The following is a 15,473-nucleotide window of genomic DNA, read 5'->3' as shown; positions in this document are numbered from 1 at the left end:
CGCGTTATCCGGCACCCAGGCAGACGAAGGGCCGCCGGAACGGGTCGACGGCGATGGCGTCGGCCAGCGCGAGCGCCGGGCTCTCCCGGACGGCCAGCGCTCGGTAGTAGTCGTCCATCGCGGCGGCCGAGGCGAGGTCGCCGACGCGGGACAGCGGCGCGATCACCGTCCGGGAGCCGCTGGCCAGCAGCGCGCTGGCGAAGCCGAGGGCCTCGTCGCCGGGCCGGATCCGGTTCATCGCGAGCTCGCACGCGGCGAACACGACCTGCCGCGGCGGCTGCCGCAACCCGGCCATCTCGTGGCCGAAGAGGGCACCGTCGGCGAGTTCGAGCCGGGAGAACAGCGCGTTCTCCGGCTCGTGGGCGCCGTGTGCGGCGAAGTGCGCGAGCTTGGCGCCGTCCATCGCGCGCAGCACGGACTTCACGGTGGCCTTGGCGCCGGTCATCGTCGTCGCGGTGCGGTAGTGCGTGGTGAGCTTCTCGAGCTCACCGCGGGCGCCGGCCAGCCCGGGTCCGCGCACGAGCACGATCTTGCGGGCCCGCGAGGACTTCGTCAGCTCGGCGGCGAGCCAGGCGGTCGCCGACGGCGCGACGACGGTCGGCCGCCCCCGCAGCCCGGGCAGCACTCCCCACGGCACGGCGTAGAGCGGCCCGGTCGGGACGACGACCAGTTCGCGGTCGCCGATGAGGTCGGCGAGGGGCTGGATGAGCTGCGTGTCGAGCTTGTCGGCCTGCTTGTGCGCCGACGTCATGACGACCTCGGCCAGCCGCTCGGGCAGGTTGTCGGGGGCCAGGGCGTCGAGGTCGACGTTGAGCACGCGCGCGGATTCGGCGGCGGATTCGGCGGACCCGAGCCGCACGAGCCGGCACTCGCCCCCGGCGATGACGACGGCGACGAGCTCGTCCCCGGAAGCGGCGAAGCTGACCATGGCCCGCTCGCCGAGCCGCGCGACGACCTCGGCCAGCCCGGCCACCGGCCGCGGCCGGCCCCACCGCCCGGTGTGCCAGCCGAGCCGCTGGGCTTCCCGCAACCGTTCGTTGTACTTCGCCCGCAGACCGGCGATGGGGTGCCCGTCGTGCTGGGCTTCCTGGATGGCCTGCCCGAGCCCCCGCACCTCGGCCACGCGCGCGGCGAGCTCCGGATCGGTCCCGGCGGAGAGCGGTTCGTAGCGGTAGGTCTGGGCGCGCGTCCGTTCGAGCCAGACGAACAGCCGCCGCGCATCGTTGCGCTCCAGCACGAGCTTGACGGCGAGATCGGCGAGCTCCTGCCCGTGCAGAGCGGTCCCGGAGACGAGGTCCAGCCCACCCATCCGATCCCGGACGGCATCGAGCTCGGTCAGCCCGGACCGGATCTCGGTGAGCGCCTTCGCCCGGTCCCCTTGGGCAACGGCGAGCTCGGCCCGGCACAGCCGCCGGAGCATCCGGTAGTCGATGGGGGTCAGCTGGCCCGGCCGAGGAACCTTCTGAAGGGTCTCGACGGCCCGCTTGAGGTTCCCCCGCCGGATGTCCAGCCGGACGGCGAGCATCCGCGCGGTGGCGGCCTGCTCGGTCAGGCGCGGAACCGGCAGCGTCTCGGCGGTCCGGATCGCCCGGTGGGGCAGCGCCGCCGGGATCTCCCCGGACCGCAGTGCTTCCCGGACGTCCGCCTGCAAGCCGATGATCTTCGCGTTCCCGACGCAGGTCTGGCAGCCCACCTTGAGCATCCGGCGCCGGGCCGACCCGGCCATCTGCCGGGCGAGGTCGAGCTCGTCCGCCATCAGCGCGGCCTCCGCGCGGTGCAGCTCGATGTAAGCCAGCTCGCGGGTGACGCTCGGCTGCGACTGCATCGTCGCCATCAGGTCGTCGAGGTGTTCGCCCGCCTCACCGGCCAAGCCGGCGGCCAGCAGCGCCTCGGCCTGTTCCAGCCGGAGCTGGGACGGCACGTCGAGATCGAGCGCCCGGTACGACCGCTCGCTGACCTCGTACAGGCGCAGCGCCTCCGGCACGTCACCGGTCCGCAGGGCCAGGGTGCCGAGGAACCGGCGCCCGTCCGCCGCGTCGGCGCGCAGCTCGAACTTCTCCGCGAGCTCGATCGCGCGGTTGAGGTCTTCGCGGGCCTGGGCGACGTTACCCAGCTTCGTGTGGACCCACCCGGTGGCGGCCAGGGTCTGGACCAGGCCGACCATCCGGGGCTCGGGTTCTGGAGTGTGGTCGAGCCAGTAGCGCCGGTGCTCCATCGACGCGGCGAAGTACGCCAGGCTCTCCTCGTTCCGGCCGACGCTCATCAGCCGGGCCCCGTAGTTGTGCTCCAGCGCCGCACTCAGCTCGGCGCGCACGACGGGGTCGACCACCCCGTTGATCAGCAGGCGGACGTCGTTCAGCCCGGCCAGGCCGGCCTTGAAGTCTCCGGTGATCTCCGACGTGAGTGCCACGAGCGTGCTGGAGAGCCGGATCCGCGTGATCATCCAGTCGGTGTGGTGCTCGGGTTCGACCGGATACATCGCGTCCAGCAGGCCCATCCCCTTGCGGAGGAGGCGGACACCTTCGTGGAAACGCCCGAGGCAGGAGACGTCCGAAGCGGTCTGCTGGAGTTTGCGGACCCTGTCGATGGTCTCGGACGGGTCCAGCTTTGTCACAGGCACTCTCCTATGACAGCACAGGCGAAAGCAGAACGGAGCCCGCCTACCGGTCAAAGATCGGCAGGCGGGCGGTCACAGCTTGGTGAAGCTCAGTTGACCTTCTGGTAGCACGGAGGTGCGCAGTTCGGCGTCACGACCGGCTCTTCCTTCAGGTGGTCGTGACCGATGTGCACCCAGCCGAACTGGTCGGGTTCGGGGTGCGGGACCACCGGGCCGGCCTTCTCGACCGGCTCCGGCGTTTCCTCCGGCTTGACATCCGTGGGCGTCGACATGGTCGATCTCCTCTCCCCTGGGGATCTTCATGGGGACGCTGCCGTGACGGTGAGTCCCCCTGTCGCGAGGCCCTCTCCTCGCGAACGGACCAATAGTTTCACATCGGAGCAATGATCGGGAGAGTTTTCGCTACGGAAAGTCAGTCCGAAGCGCGTGAGCAGCGTTGATGTCCCGTCCGGAACGTCCTAAAGGGTGAAGTCTGTAACGACGTCCACTACAGACGTGCATTCCGGCCAGTGGGCGAGCGGTGTTGCTCCGGATGCGGAACGTGACGACCGGACGATCCGGCGGGACTGTCGCGTGTGGACGGCTAGGCCGTCGCTGCCGCGTGGACCGCGCGAACCAGGCGAGCGTTTTCCGGGGCCGCGCCACCCGGGAAGGCGAACCGGCGGCGGTTGTAGCCGTACGCGAGGCCGCTGCGGGGGTCGGCGAAGGCTTGGGAGCCGGCCGCGCCGCTGTGGCCGAAGGCGCCCTGCCCCAGCACCGGGTAGTCGTCCGAGACGATCGCGAAGCCGAGGCCGAACGCGTTGTGGTTGCGCGTCGCGAGGTCGTCCCCGATCGAATGGATCTGCGCGAACTCGGCCGCGGTCTCCGGTCGCAGGAGCGGCTCCGGGCCGCTGATGACCGCCGCGTACATGCCCGCCAGGCCACGGGCCGACGCGACGCCGCCCACCGAGGCCGGGCTCAGCTGCCGGACCAGCTTGAGGTTCGGCAGTTCCCAGAGTTCGGGCGCCTTCGGGTGGTTGCGGTTGAAGGCGATGCCCGTGATGCTGTCCGGCCCGGTCGCGTTCGCCTCCAGCTCGGCCAGCTGCTCCGGCGTCGGCAGCATCGGCTGCGTGGTCAGGAAGCGCGGCTCCAGGTCCTCGGGCAGCCCCAGGTAGAAGTCCAGGCCGAACGGCTTCCGGACGCGCTCTTCGAAGTGTTCTTGGATGCTGCGGCCGGTGACGCGCCGGACGACCTCGCCGGTCAGGGCGCCGATCACGAGAGCGTGGTAGCCGAACGCGGTGCCGGGCCGCCAGTACGGCCGCTGCGGGGCGAGCCGCTCGGCGATGATGCGGTCGTCGGCGATCTCCTCGGCGCTGAACCCCTCATCGGCGCCCACGACGCCGGCGCGGTGCGCGAGCAGGTCCCGCAGGGTGATCCCGTCCTTGCCGGCGGCGCCGAACTCCGGCCAGTAGTGGGCGACCCGCTGGTCGAGGTCGAGCACGCCGTCCTGCACGAGCAGCGCGACCACCAGGTGCGCGGCCCCCTTCGTGGAGGAAAAGACGCCGGTCAGCGAGTCACCGGTGATGGCGGGCCCAGTCCACAGGTCGACAACCCGTTCGCCGCCGACGTGCGCAACGAGCTGCGCGGCGTAGTCACCGCCTTGATCGGCCGCAACGGCGGCGAACTCCTCCCGGACGGACTCGAACCCATCGGCGACGGTCCCCTGGACGTGCTCGGACGACATGGCGGCTCCCTCGGTGATCTCGACGTCTGCGCCAGGAACCAACCCACGAGAAGCCGAGGTATTCCGGCCGCTCGGTGTTTCGGAACGCGGTAGAGACGCGGCCGCGCGGGTACCAGTCCGATCATGAAGCTGACTTCCACCGTGCTCGGCACGCCGGAACCCCGCGCGCTCGCCGAGTTCTACTCGAAGCTCCTCGGCTGGCCGATCCGCACGGACGAGCCGGAGTGGGTGACCCTCCGCCCGGACGACGGCAGCGCGGGCCTGTCGTTCCAGCTGGAGACCGAGCACATCCCGCCGGTGTGGCCGCCGGCCGAAGGTGCCCAGCAGATGCAACTGCACCTGGACATCGAGGTCGACGACCTCGAGCAGGCAACGGCGGCGGCGACCGCGGCGGGCGCGGTGGTCGCGGAGTTCCAGCCGCAGGAGGATGTCCGAGTGTGCTTCGACCCGGCCGGGCACCCGTTCTGCCTGTGGACGCGCGAGGGGTGAGGCCGGACCGGGCGGGGTTCTCGGCCCACGACGGGTTCACGCTGTAGCGGTCGCCGACGTTGTCGGCTCCGGCGCGGGCGCTGGTCGAGGGCCTCGTTCTGGCGCGGTTCCTGACGTGTCACGCGATTCGGGCGGACCGTCGCGGGTGGGCAGGCCGCAGCGCGCGGCGGCAGTCGATCTCGCGCGCAACGCAGCGGACGAGTGCTGCCGGCACGGACCCCGGGGGTGCCCAACGGCATCAGGCGGGTCATCAGCAGGTGGGCAGGCGTCATCGGCACGGCAAGACGCAATCCTCAGCGGGGCGAGGCGACCGCGGACGGCATGGACAGGCCGCACGGGTGGTCAGCGGGACGGGGTAGGCGCCGTCGGTACGGAAAGCACCGCGAGCGTGATCAGCGGAGCGGGCGCCGGTGACGCGGAATCACGGCGCGGGTCATCAGCGGGGAGAGCCGACGCTGGCGGCACGGAGGGACCGCGAGGGCGGGCACCGGCCGAGCCCGAAGCACCGCGTCTGTCCTCAGCGGGGTAGAGCGGCAATGGCCGCATGGAAGCACCACGCGGGTCGCCAGAGAGCGGCCGGACGCTGGCGGTACGGGAGTGCGGCGTGGGCCGCAAAGACCGGGCGGACGCTGGCCGCACGGGAGCGCGGCACGTGCCGCCAGCGGGCGGATAGGCGCGGAGGGCATCCCGTGCCCAGCGCGGACCACCAACGGGCGGGCCGGGCGCTGAGGGCGCGGAGCCCGGCGCAGGCCTTCAGCGGGCGGGCCGGGTCGGCGGCGCTGGGCGCGGCGCGGGCTGCCGGTGGGTGGGTGGATGCTGGCGGTGCGGACGAGCGGCGCCGGCGGCGCTGGGCGCGGGCCGTCAGCGGGGCGGGCCGGGGTCGGCGGCGCTGGAGCGGGGCACGCGGGTCGGCGCTGGCGGTTCTGGAGCGTGGTAAGTGGCGCCGGTGGGGGTGGGGTGACGCCCCGCGTTCGGTTGGTCACAGGATCCGCTATGTTCGGCGGAGGTCCTGTTTCCGGCGAACGGAGTTGAGTCCTGTGGGGGTGCACCGGATCTGGCACCACGGACTGGTCCCCACCGAGGGGAAACGCCCCCTGGACGCCTTGCGCAGCAGGCTGATCAGCCGCCAGCGGCAGCAGGACGACTACACGGTGATCGATCTCGGGTCGTCCGATGACGGTGGTTCGCGGCGGTGCGATCTCCAGTTCGCGTACGAGGGCGGCGAAGGCCGCTACTCCGTTCAGGTATTGCTTTCGCTCTGCTACCGCGCCGGCGAGGATCGGGTTACCTGGTTGCTGAGCGCGGCGTGCACGCGGCCCTGGCGCAGCTGCCATGACGCTCCCGCCTGGCGGATCGGGTTGGAGGAGCTGGGCGCCAGCGGCAGCGACGAAATCCCGATCGAGACGCCGGTGCTGGCGATGCGCGGGTGGTCGCGCAAGGAATGCGATCACCTCGCCGACCTGCTCGGTGAGGCGCTGGCGGCGCCCTGGCGCTCTTCGGCCGTGCTGGTGCTCACCGAGCCGCCGACGGTTCCGGTGGAGGGGTGGCCCGGGCTGGTCAACGTCTTCGACGTCGACGATCGGTTCCGCCACACCCTCAACCGGCACCTGCCGCTCGGGTGCGCGCTGCCGCAGGGCGCTCGGCTCTACGTGCCGCCGTGCGACCAGCTGCCGGACTTCGTCTTCAGTGAGAGCCCGGTGTCCGGCGAGGCTCTGGAGGGTGCGATCACCCGGCTCATCCAGACCCGCGGCCGGACGCCCCTGCCCGAGGAGTGGGCGGACGTGCCGAGCGTGCGGGCTTGGTACGAGGCCGATCCGTTCGCCTCGCCGGACCGCGAGCCCGACGCCGAACTGGTCGAGAAGCTCGGCCGCGCCGAGCGGGAGCTGGCCGAGGCGCGGGGCGTGATCACGATCCTGCGGAAGAAAGCCAAAGCCCACGCCGAAGAACGAGACCGGCACGCCTGCGAGGTGAAGACGCTCCGCCGCCGCCTCGAGGACGCCTGCGCCACCGACGTCGCCTGCCTGCGCGACCAGCTCGCGCAGCTGCAGGCGGAGGTGGACGACTACGCGCGGGCGTTCGAGGAGACGGAGACCGAGCGCGACGAACTCAGACGCGTCAACGGCCTGCTGGCCGGCCGGCTCGCACGCCACCACGACGCCGACGACGAGGTCGCCGCCGCCGAACGCCCGCCGGAGGACTTTCCCAGCTTCGCCGAGCTGATCGGCGCCGCGAGCGCTTCGCTCAAGCACCTCGCCATCACGGCCGAACCGGCGCCGGCGGCGATCCTCGACCACCACCCCAAAGCCGCCGCCTGGCGCCGCAAGGCGTGGGACGCCCTCCGCACCCTCGACGCCTACGCGGGCGCCCGGACGTCCCTGCTCGGCGCAGGCCAGGATCCGGGCCCCGAACTGTCGGACGTGCTCGCCTTCGCCCGCACTGGCCAGCCGGGTTCGCTGATCAGCGCGAACATCATCGCCCTGGCCGAGTCGGACACGGTGACGACGAACGAACGGCTCCGCCAGGCCCGCACGTTCCGCGTCGATCCCCGGACGAACCCCGCCGGCCGCGACTACTTCGGCGCCCACATCGCCTTGGAGCGCTTCAAATCCCCGGCCCCGCGCCTGCACTTCCTCGACGACACCGACGGCACGGGCATCGTCTACGTCGGGTACCTCGGCGCCCACCTGCCGACGTCGAAGACCAACTGAGCGAGAATCGCGCGCATGACGGAGATCGCGCACAAGCACCTGGCCTACTGCTGGATCGCCCGCGGCGACCGGGTGCTGTTCCTCCGCCGCGGGCCCGGCGTCTTCCTCGCGGGCCGGTGGGAATTGCCCGGCGGCACGGCAGAACCAGGCGAGCGCCTCGAAGACACAGCGACGCGCGAAGCGGCGGAGGAGACCGGGCTGACTGTCCGCGTCACCGGCGAGCTCGCGCGCGACGCGTGGCCGGATGTGGCGGGGCGGGCCTTGCGCATCCACGCTTTCGTTTACACGGTGGAAGAAGAGGGCGCCCGCGAAGTCACGCTCAACCCCGAGGAGCACGACGACTTCGCGTGGCTGACGCGGGCGGAGGCGCGGGAACTGTTGCTGCCGGACCATTTCCGGCGACTGCTCGATCGGTAGGACATTTCGCTTGTGCAGCAACGGATCGCGGTGCTGCCGGGGTCTTCGGTTCGCGGTCATGTCTTCGACTTTATCCGAACACGTGTGCGAACGTCATCGCTGGAACGGGTGAACTCAAGAGCGGGCCTGACAGCAGTTTCCGTTGCCCCCCAGGGCATCGACAAAACTACCGCGGTGCGAGGTACCGCAGCAGCACGCTGGCGCCGTCCGTGAGCACCGACGCCAGCTCCAGCTCCGCCGGGTCGACCGGCACCCCGACGGACGCCCGGCTCGCCGTCCCCGCCACCAGGAACGGCGCCACCGTCAACCGGAACTCGTCGACCAGCCCCGCCTCGATCAACGACCCGAACAACCGGGGCCCGCCTTCACAATCGATGCGGCCCAAGCCTTCCGCCACCAGGGTCGACACCACCCGCGAGGCCGAAACCTCCTGCTCCCCCACCACGAACACCCTGGCGCCGTGAGCCGTCCAGGCGTCGCGCAACGCGACCGGCGCCGCCGAGGAGGTGAAGACCAGCGTCGGCACCGCCGCCTTCGTGATCACCGGGGCGTCCGGCGGCAGGGAACGGCCCGTGGTCACCACCGCCACCGGGGCGATCGGGGCCAGGCCGAACCGGCGGCGGCGGTCCGCCGTGGCGGCGTCGGGGCGCATTCCCTCGAAGCCCTCCGCCATCGCCGTCCCCGCGCCCACCAGAACCACGTCGGCCAGGTCGTTGCCGAGGCGGTAGACCACCCGGTCCGCCGGGGTCGACAGCGCCCCGGACCGGCCCTCGACCGCGATCGCACCGTCCGTGCTCGACACGAAGTTCACCGCCAGCCAGCGAGGGTTCGCCGGGTAGCGGTACAGCTGCTCGAGATCGCCCTCGGCCAGGTCGCGCGGGGACGGCCAGATCTGGCGGATCACTCCCATCGGACCGCCTTCGCCGGCGGGCGGGTGCCCGCGATGCTCGCCGCCATCTCCGCCACGTGACGCACCTGGCGGACGTGCTTCGTGCGGATGATCGCCACCCCCGCCGAGGCCGCGAGGGCCGCCAGCGCCAGCCCCGCGGGTGTTCCGTCGCCGGGCACCGAAGCCAGCACGGGCACGTCCGCGGAAGGCAGCGGCGCGTGGAACTCCCCGATGTCCAGCACAACGGACAGACCAGGCACAGCGGGAACAGCAGGGGCGGCGTAACCGGCGTCGTACCGGGCCGCGACCTCGGCCAGGTCCGCGCGCGTCAGGATCAGGTCGGCGCCCGCTTCGCAGCAGGCCGCGGCGACCGACGGGTCCGCGGCGTGGACCCCGATGACGAGGCCGGGAAAACTCTGACGCGCCTGCTCGACGAGGGACGCGGAACCGGGGAAACCCACGAGATCGGCGCCGTCGGCAACAGCGGCGCGGGCCGCGGGGAGCGCCTCGACCGCGGCCAGCACCAGCGCGCGGTCACTGCTCAACCGGCGGCCCCGGAAGACGAGGTCGGGGGTTTTCATCGCACTCTCCCTGGCTGGACGTCCTTCGCGATCATAAGCGACCAGCGGGTGAGTGTTCTTCGCCGTCAGGTGGCGGGGCTTCGTCGCCGGGCCACCCGACTTGACGGCTCCTCAGGAGGCGATGGCCTCGTTGATCGCCAGCAGCTCCTGAGCGGTGCGCGTGGCGGTGAACTCGATGACGTCGTACCGGGCGAGCCGCTGGACCACGAACGGGTCACTGGCCAGCACGGCGTCGAGCTTGCCGCGCAGCACCGAGCGGACCAGGATCACGTGGTCGGCCGAGCCGTTGCCCTTTCCGCAAACCAGGAAGAGTCCTTTCGTGAATTGTTTGCGCACCCAGTCCGAATGGTCCGGAAGCGCGTAGTCGACTTCTGTTTCGGGCGCTGTATAGGTCAGCAATGCGATGTACATGTTCGCAGGATAGAACGCCTTTGCCGACATCGCATCCGCCTGGCGAGTGGCGCCCGGCACGTCCGCCGTCAATATTCCGTCAAGAAGATTGGAATTCCTTTACCGACCCTTTTTCGACACACTCACCGATTTCCGTACGCACGTCGTCGTACGTCGGGGTGTCGCCGCCGGGCCGACGCGGCGACCGGGCGGCCAAGCGAGACTCGGCAGCATGAACCCACTGACCCGCATCCGGTACGACGGCCGCCGCGCCGAGCGGATCGCCTACGCCGTCGGCGCGGCGCTGTTCCTCGGCGGCGTCGTGCACGCTCTCGTCCTCATCGCCACCGGCGGCTCGTGGCTGGGCCCGCTGTCGATGCGCAAGGCCGTCACGTTCGGCCTCTCGTTCGGGCTGACGCTCGCCTCGGTCGCCTGGGCGACCTCGTTCCTCACCGTGCGCCCCGGGGTGCGCAACCTCCTGCTCGGTGCGTTCACCGCGGCGAGCGTCGCCGAGGTCGCCCTGGTCAGCATGCAGGCGTGGCGCGGGGTGCCGTCGCACTTCAACTTCGAGACCTCGTTCGACAGCACCGTTTCGATGACACTGGCCGCGGGTGGTGGCGTGCTCGTCCTGACGGTCATCGGCTTCACCGCCGCCGCGCTCGTGGAACCCGGCCCGGCCGCGCCGAGCCTGCGCCTGGCCGTCCGCGCCGGCCTGGTCGTGCTGCTGGTCGCGCTGGCCACCGGGGCGGTGATGATCGGCCGCGGGGTCGTCGCGGCCCGCGGCGGCGACCCGCAGCTGGCCTACACCACCGCCGGCTCGCTCAAGCCGCTGCACGCGGTCGCCATGCACGCGATCCTGGTGCTGCCCGCATTGGCCTGGATCCTGCGCTTCACGCCCCACCCGGAAGCCCACCGGCTGCGCGTCGTGAAGATCGCCGTCGCCGCCGACGCCGTGCTCACCGCCGTGATCGGCGTCGAGTCCTTCACCGGCATCGACCCGCTGTCCGCGCCGTTGCCGCTCATGCTCCTGTCCGCGCTGGCCGCGGCGGTGCTGGCGGGCACCGGAATCCACGCGTTGTCCGGCATTGAACCGGCCGTCCGATTCGTACGTGTCCTCAACGGGAAGGCAAGGGGCCGGTAAAGCGGCGGACGGAGAACACGCGTGCGGCACGGTATGACCCCCCACGGCCTTTTCCAGCAGAACAAGGCCCACAGCCCGTCGTTCTTCTCCGTGGCCAGGGCGATGGGCCAGCACGCGGACGACCTCGCGGACTTCTGCATCCCCTGCAACCCGTACTTCCCGACCGACGAGATGTTCGGCGAGCTCGAACGCAACCTCCGCACGATCCTCAAGTTCTACCCGAGCGACGCCGGCGCGATCACCGCCCAGCTGGCGAGCGTCCTGCGGCTCAACCCGTCGACGATCTCACCGGCCAACGGCTCGACCGAGCTGATCACCTGGATCGACCAGCTGCTGGTCGATTCCAGCGTCGCCGTGCCGATCCCGACCTTCGGCCGCTGGACCGACCAGCCGATGGAGACCGGCAAGCGCGTCGACATGTTCCTGCTCAAGGAAGCGGACGGCTTCGAGCTGCGGGTGGACGAGTACATCGACTTCATCAAGCGCCGCGGCTCCCGGGTCGCGGTGCTGTGCAACCCGAACAACCCCGACGGCGGGTACCTGCCGCGCCGCGAGGTGATCCGGTTCATGGACGCCCTCGAAGACCTCGACCTGGTGGTGATCGACGAGTCCTTCATCGACTTCGTCGAGGTCGAGCGGAACCCGTCGGTGGCCGCCGAAGCCGTCGTCCGGCCGAACGTGATCGTGCTGAAGAGCCTCGGCAAGAACTTCGGGCTGCACGGCATCCGGTTCGGCTACCAGGTCTCGAACCCGGCGTTGACGCGCAAGCTGTCGGCCGCGCTGCCGAAGTGGAACCTGAACTCGCTCGCCGAGACCGTGATCTTCATGCTCGCCGAGCACCGCGCGGAGTACGAGGACAGCCTCAAGAAGCTCGCGCTCGACCGGTTCATGATGCATTCGCAGCTCGGGCAGTTCCCGGAGCTGACGGTGTTCCCGTCGCAGGCGAACTTCCTGCTCGTCAAGCTGCCCGCGTCGGTCGACGGCGCCGAGCTGTGCGACTACCTGCTCACCGAGCACCACCTGCTGGTGCGCCAGTGCGGCAACAAGATCGGCATGACCAGCCAGTTCATGCGCTTCGGGGTGCGGCCGGACACCGAGGTCGAACGGCTGGCCGAGGGACTGCGCGGCGTGGAGCGGCTCGGCGGCGGGCGGCACACGACGCCGACCATCGAGCTGGTCTCCCACTCGCGCGAGCCGGAACGGTCGATCAGCTGAGCACCTGGGCGATGGCCGACTTCCAGGCGAACACCCGGCCGTTCGCCGAGCTCGACCGCGCCGGCCGCACCCGGCGCCTGCGACGGCTCGCGGAAGCGGCGCTGACGGCCTACGCCGTGCCGGTGGCCCGCCTGACCCCGCTGGCCCACGGGCACAACACGACGTTCCGCGTCGACGGCGCCGACGGCCACCGGTACGTGCTGCGGGTGCAGCGGCCGGACGGCCCCGGCGTCTCCCAGGTCCGGGCCGAGATGGCCTGGCTGACCACGCTGCGCCGCGAGACCGGCCTCGTCGTCCCGCAGCCGGTGCCGACGCGCGCGCGGGACCTGATCACCGTGGTCGCCGACCCGGCCGTACCCGAACCACGCACCTGCGTGCTCACCCACTGGGTCGAGGGCCGGTTCCTCGACGAGCGGCTCAGCGCGCCGCAGCTGTACGCCGTCGGCGAGTTCACCGCGCGGCTGCACCTGCACGGCACCCGGATGAACGGCCTCGACCGCCGCCGCGTCGACGACCTGACCGACTTCGGCCGCACTCAGGTGGACGGCTTCTCCGCGGCGGTCGTCGACCGGGCCGTCGCGGCGGCCGGCGGCGACGAGCGGATCCGCAAGGCGGTGGCCCGCGTCCGCGCGGTGCGGACCGAGCTGGGCTACGGCTCCGACGTCTTCGGCCTGGTGCACGGCGACCTGCACCAGGAGAACTACCTGCTGCACCGCGGCCGCGTGCACGTGATCGACTTCGACGACTGCGGGTACGGGCACTACGCCTACGACCTCGCCGTCGCCTGCGCCGCCCTCGCGCACCTGCCCCACCGCGAAGAGCTGAAGGAGGCTCTCCTGGACGGCTACCGGTCGGTCCGCCCGGCCGCCGCCACGACGGACGGGGGCGTGCTGGCCGCCTTCGCCGGGCTCCGGCGGGTCCAGCTCCGCCTGCGCTGACCCGTTACAGACCGTCGTTACAATTGCTACATGGCCGGACGATCGAGCAACGCCACCAGTACCCGCGACCGCCTGCTCATGGCCGCCGGCCAGCTCCTGCACGAAGCCGGCGACGGGCCGGTGTCGACGCGGGCGATCTGCGAGCGCGCCGGCGTCCAGGCCCCCACGCTGTACCACCACTTCGGCAGCAAGCAGGGCCTGCTCGACGCGGTCGTCAACTACGGCTTCACCCAGTACGTCCAGGCACCGGAACCGGGCGGCGACCCGGTGGAGCGGATCCGCGCGGGCTGGGACAGGCACGTCGAGTACGGCTTGGAGCACCCGGCGTTCTACGTGCTGCTCTACGGCCAGATCGAGCCGGGCGTCCCGTGCAACCTCACCTCCAGCGCCGAAGCGATGCTGCTGGAGCTCTTCACGCCGTTGGCGCGCGACGGCCGCCTGCGCGTCGACGCGGCGGAGGCCGCGCGGCAGTTCGCGGCGGCGAACAGCGGCGTGACGCTCAGCTTGATCGCCCAGCCCGAGGAAAGCCGGGACCTGGCGATGTCCGCGCAGGTCAGGGAGTCCGTCCTGGCCGGGCTGCTCGCCGATCGGCCCGCCCAAAGCTCGTCCGTCAGCGCGCTGGCTGTCGCTTTGTCGACCGCGCTCCAGGACGACACGGACGCCCTGACCACCACCGAGCGCCAGATGCTGCGCGAGTGGCTCCACCGGCTGGCGCCCTGAGCGCTACATTTGCTACATTGCTCGATATGACAAATGTATCGAGCAGGTTCGGCGTGTTCCTGGCCCCGCACCGCGACGACGTCGCCCGCAAGGAACAGGCGATCGCGGCGGACGCACTGGGGTACGGCGCGGTCTGGCTGGGCACCGGCCGCGACTCGGTCGGCGACCTCGCGCTCGTCGAGGACGTCCTGGCCGCCACCGAGCGGATCACCGTGGCGACGGCGATCGTCAACGTGTGGGTCGACGAGCCGGAGACGCTCGCCGAGTCCTACCACCGGCTCGCGGGCCGGTACGGAAAGCGCTTGCTGCTCGGCATCGGCGTCGGCCACCCCGAGTCGGTCACCGGGTACCGCAGCCCGTACGCCAAGATCGTCGACTACCTCGACCGGCTCGACGCGGCCGGCGTCCCGGCCGAGGCCCGGGTGCTCGCCGCGCTCGGCGACCGCGTGCTGAAGCTGGCCGCCGAGCGCACCGCGGGCGCACACCCCTACCTCGTGCCGGTCGCGCACACCCGGCACGCGCGGGCGATCCTGGGCGCGGGCAAGCTGCTGGCACCGGAGCACAAGGTGGTCCTGGACGAGGACAGCGTGGCGGCGCGCGCCATCGGACGGCCGTACGTCCAGACTCCCTACCTCGGCCTCAGCAACTACGTGAACAACCTGCTGCGCCACGGGTACACCGAGGCCGACGTCGCCGGCGGCAGTGACCAGCTGATCGACGACCTCGTCCTGCACGGGACACCGGAGACCGTCGCCAAGGGGCTGCTGTCCCATGTGGACGCCGGCGCCGACCACGTGGCGGTGCAGGTGCTCGGCCCCTCCCCCGAGGTGGAGCTGGCGAACCAGCGCCGGCTGGCCGAGGTGCTGCTCTGATCAGCCGGGCGCGGGCAGCAGGACGTTCAGCGCGGTGACGAGCGTGCGCTCCTCGTAGGCGAAGTGACTGTCCAATGCGGACTGGAGCCGGTCGAACTCCGCGCGCAGCCGGGCCGGGTCGGTTTCCGTCTCGGCGAGCCGCTCGATCTCCTCCTGCAGCCGGCCCACGACGACGTGCTCTTCGTCGAGCTTCGCCAGCGTGGGCTTGAGGGCCGGGAACCGCTCGGCCAGCAGCGGGAAGATGTTCGTGGCCTCCCCGGTGTGGTGCCGGCCGAGGGCCGTGCAGAAGCCGGCGCACCGCGTGCGCAGCTGCCGCGGGATGCCGCAGTCCAGCTCGGCGCGCATTTCCTTCAGCTCACCGCGCAGCCAGTCGTGCATCTCGACGAGCCAGTCGCCCATGCGCCGCGCGGTGTCGAACCGGTGCAGCTCGACGACGGGCAGGATCCGGGTCGTTCGCGCCTGGTAGTCCGCGAACCCCGGCTCCCGCTCGAGCACCTCGGCGAACAGCCGGTCGCGGTCCGGCGGGAGCGCCGCCATCGCCTCGTACGACTCGGTGCCCGTTTCCACCAGCACCAGCGGGTTGCGCCGGATGTTGTGGTACCAGGCCGGGTGTTTCGGCGCACCCATCGCCGAGGCGACGACGACCAGCCGGCCGTCGATGTCCAAGGCGCCCAACGGAACGCGGTGCTTCCGGCCCGTCCGGGCGCCGGTCGTGGTGAGCATGATCGAACGGGGCACGATCGCACGTTACCGACCGGCCCGGCAGCCGGACA

The 15,473-nt window shown here is 71.5% G+C and carries 15 protein-coding genes; 8 read left to right on the top strand and 7 right to left on the bottom strand.

From position 1 onward, the window contains the following. Positions 1-4 precede the first annotated feature (4 nt). The 3 genes from ACWDN5_RS02395 to ACWDN5_RS02385 all read right to left on the bottom strand — a co-directional run bounded on the left by ACWDN5_RS02395 (position 5) and on the right by ACWDN5_RS02385 (position 4,340). The gene (locus tag ACWDN5_RS02395; protein WP_310967207.1) at positions 5-2,614 is read right to left on the bottom strand and encodes a CHAT domain-containing protein; all 2,610 of its coding nucleotides are present in this window, start codon (positions 2,612-2,614) and stop codon (positions 5-7) included. A gap of 92 nt (positions 2,615-2,706) precedes the next feature. Continuing rightward, positions 2,707-2,889, bottom strand: a complete 183-nt coding sequence (locus tag ACWDN5_RS02390; protein WP_310967206.1) for a hypothetical protein — start codon at positions 2,887-2,889, stop codon at positions 2,707-2,709. A gap of 311 nt (positions 2,890-3,200) precedes the next feature. Further along, positions 3,201-4,340 carry a serine hydrolase domain-containing protein gene (locus tag ACWDN5_RS02385; protein WP_449673936.1) on the bottom strand — a complete coding sequence of 380 codons (1,140 nt, stop codon included), beginning with the start codon at positions 4,338-4,340 and terminating at the stop codon, positions 3,201-3,203. 123 nt (positions 4,341-4,463) lie between these two features. On the opposite strand from ACWDN5_RS02385, the gene ACWDN5_RS02380 reads away from it, so the two are divergent. From ACWDN5_RS02380 to ACWDN5_RS02370, 3 genes are all read left to right on the top strand, one after another. Further along, complete coding sequence (locus tag ACWDN5_RS02380) at positions 4,464-4,829, top strand: VOC family protein (RefSeq protein WP_449673935.1); 366 nt, start codon at positions 4,464-4,466, stop codon at positions 4,827-4,829. Between the two features lie 1,037 nt (positions 4,830-5,866). Beyond that, a complete protein-coding gene (locus ACWDN5_RS02375; protein WP_449673934.1) occupies positions 5,867-7,537 on the top strand; it encodes a hypothetical protein in 1,671 nt (556 codons plus the stop codon). Between the two features lie 15 nt (positions 7,538-7,552). After that, positions 7,553-7,954 (top strand): NUDIX hydrolase, encoded by a 402-nt coding sequence (locus tag ACWDN5_RS02370; RefSeq protein WP_449673933.1) that lies wholly within the window; start codon positions 7,553-7,555, stop codon positions 7,952-7,954. Positions 7,955-8,120: 166 nt separating this feature from the next. Here ACWDN5_RS02370 and ACWDN5_RS02365 read toward each other — a convergent pair whose 3' ends face one another. From ACWDN5_RS02365 to ACWDN5_RS02355, 3 genes are all read right to left on the bottom strand, one after another. Next, complete coding sequence (locus ACWDN5_RS02365) at positions 8,121-8,858, bottom strand: dihydrofolate reductase family protein (protein ID WP_310968459.1); 738 nt, start codon at positions 8,856-8,858, stop codon at positions 8,121-8,123. Then, positions 8,855-9,424, bottom strand: a complete 570-nt coding sequence (locus tag ACWDN5_RS02360; protein ID WP_449673932.1) for a dihydropteroate synthase — start codon at positions 9,422-9,424, stop codon at positions 8,855-8,857. Before ACWDN5_RS02360 ends, ACWDN5_RS02365 begins: the two co-directional genes overlap by 4 nt. Positions 9,425-9,535: 111 nt before the next feature. Continuing rightward, positions 9,536-9,835 carry a YciI family protein gene (locus tag ACWDN5_RS02355; protein WP_310967195.1) on the bottom strand — a complete coding sequence of 100 codons (300 nt, stop codon included), beginning with the start codon at positions 9,833-9,835 and terminating at the stop codon, positions 9,536-9,538. A gap of 211 nt (positions 9,836-10,046) precedes the next feature. Between ACWDN5_RS02355 and ACWDN5_RS02350 the strand changes: the two genes are divergently transcribed. From ACWDN5_RS02350 to ACWDN5_RS02330, 5 genes are read left to right on the top strand one after another with little or no spacing between them, the layout of a single operon-like run. Further along, complete coding sequence (locus tag ACWDN5_RS02350) at positions 10,047-10,955, top strand: hypothetical protein (RefSeq protein ID WP_449673931.1); 909 nt, start codon at positions 10,047-10,049, stop codon at positions 10,953-10,955. Positions 10,956-10,988: 33 nt separating this feature from the next. Next, positions 10,989-12,170 (top strand): pyridoxal phosphate-dependent aminotransferase, encoded by a 1,182-nt coding sequence (locus ACWDN5_RS02345; protein WP_310967191.1) that lies wholly within the window; start codon positions 10,989-10,991, stop codon positions 12,168-12,170. Positions 12,171-12,181: 11 nt separating this feature from the next. Further along, entirely contained in the window at positions 12,182-13,108 is a 927-nt protein-coding gene (locus ACWDN5_RS02340) for a phosphotransferase enzyme family protein (protein WP_449673930.1), read from the top strand. A gap of 30 nt (positions 13,109-13,138) precedes the next feature. Further along, complete coding sequence (locus tag ACWDN5_RS02335; RefSeq protein ID WP_449673929.1) at positions 13,139-13,828, top strand: TetR/AcrR family transcriptional regulator; 690 nt, start codon at positions 13,139-13,141, stop codon at positions 13,826-13,828. 26 nt (positions 13,829-13,854) lie between these two features. After that, a complete protein-coding gene (locus tag ACWDN5_RS02330; RefSeq protein ID WP_449673928.1) occupies positions 13,855-14,700 on the top strand; it encodes a TIGR03620 family F420-dependent LLM class oxidoreductase in 846 nt (281 codons plus the stop codon). On the opposite strand, the gene ACWDN5_RS02325 is transcribed toward ACWDN5_RS02330, so the two are convergent. Next, complete coding sequence (locus tag ACWDN5_RS02325; protein WP_449673927.1) at positions 14,701-15,438, bottom strand: nitroreductase/quinone reductase family protein; 738 nt, start codon at positions 15,436-15,438, stop codon at positions 14,701-14,703. Positions 15,439-15,473: the final 35 nt, after the last annotated feature.

The organism is Amycolatopsis sp. NPDC003731 (assembly GCF_053586895.1).
This window is presented reverse-complemented; position numbering and strand designations above follow the sequence as displayed.